Genomic DNA, 1,301 nt, shown 5'->3' with positions numbered 1-1,301 from the left:
TATCTGACAAATCTCGCCTGCCCCGCGACGCCTGGCACGCGCGCTCGCTGCGTTGTCGGGGTCGTCCGAGTAGCCCACTACGAGGACGACCCTCCGCCTTGCGATCGCACGCACCAGACGCCGCGGGGCCCCGCCCTGCGGGCGGACGGCGCTATTTGTCAGACACGGCCTAGGCCGCCCGCCCGGGCCCGCCCGGCCGCCTCAGTACGTGTAGAACCCGGCCCCGGACTTACGGCCCAGCCGCCGCGCGTCCACCATCCGCTGCAGGATCGGCGGCGCCGCGTACAGCGGCTCCTTGTACTCGCGGTACATCGAGTCGGCGATGGCGGCCACCGTGTCCAGGCCGATCAGATCGGACAGCCGCAGCGGTCCCATCGGGTGGGCGCAGCCCATTTCCATGCCGTTGTCGATGTCCTCGCGGGTCGCGATGCCCGATTCGTACATCCGGATCGCGGACAGCAGATACGGCACCAGCAGCGCGTTCACCACGAAGCCGGACCGGTCCTGGGCGCGGATGGCGTGCTTGCCCAGCACCTCGGTGACCAGGTGCTCCGCGCGCTTGACGGTGTCGCTGCCGGTGGTGAGGGCCGGGATCAGCTCCACCAGGCGCTGGACGGGCGCCGGATTGAAGAAGTGGATGCCCAGCACATGGTCCGGACGCGAGGTGGCGACTGCGAGCCGCACCAGCGGGATGGAGGAGGTGTTGGAGGCCAAGATCGCGTCCCGGCGGGTCACCACCTGGTCGAGCGCCACGAAGATGTCCGTCTTGACCTGCTCGTTCTCCACCGCCGCCTCGATCACCAGATCGCGGTCGGCGAATTCGCCCAGGTCGGTGGTGAAGGTCAGCCGGTCCAGGGCCGCGTCCCGGTCGGCGGCGCTGATCTTGCCCCGCTCGGCGGCCTTGTCGAGCGAGCCGGTGAGCCGGCCGCGGCCCCGTTCCAGCGCATCGGCGGTGGTGTCGGCGACCCGGACGTCCAGCCCGGCCTTCGCGAACACCTCGGCGATACCGGACCCCATCTGACCCGCGCCCACCACTCCGACGCGCTGGATGTCACTCACTCGTCAGTCCCTCGCCTTGTCCGCTCTCCGGGCAGTACCGGACAGACGTTACCGCTGACCGGTCGCACCGGGGGTGTTCGGGGCCGCCGCTCGGCCGCGGGTCCGGCCCGGGACCCGACACGGCCGCCCGGAGGGTTGGTCGCGGGGCCGGCGGGGAGCATGGTGAGGTTGGGGCGCACGGTCCCGCGACCGGGTGTCGGGCGCACGGCCTGCCCGCCCGGTGGCGGCCAGTGGTGACGGAT

The 1,301-nt window shown here is 71.6% G+C and carries 1 protein-coding gene; it reads right to left on the bottom strand.

Going from position 1 to position 1,301, the window contains the following annotated elements:
- Positions 1–201 precede the first annotated feature (201 nt).
- Positions 202–1,059: a 3-hydroxybutyryl-CoA dehydrogenase gene (locus GA0115240_RS23780; RefSeq protein ID WP_093739456.1), complete on the bottom strand. Its 858-nt coding sequence runs from the start codon at positions 1,057–1,059 to the stop codon at positions 202–204.
- Positions 1,060–1,301: the final 242 nt, after the last annotated feature.

Origin of the sequence: Streptomyces sp. DvalAA-14 (assembly GCF_900091855.1) — a bacterium.
In the GTDB taxonomy this organism is placed as follows: Bacteria; Actinomycetota; Actinomycetes; order Streptomycetales; family Streptomycetaceae; genus Actinacidiphila.
The sequence above is the reverse complement of the archived record's forward strand: the minus strand, read 5'-3'. Positions and strand labels throughout refer to the sequence as shown.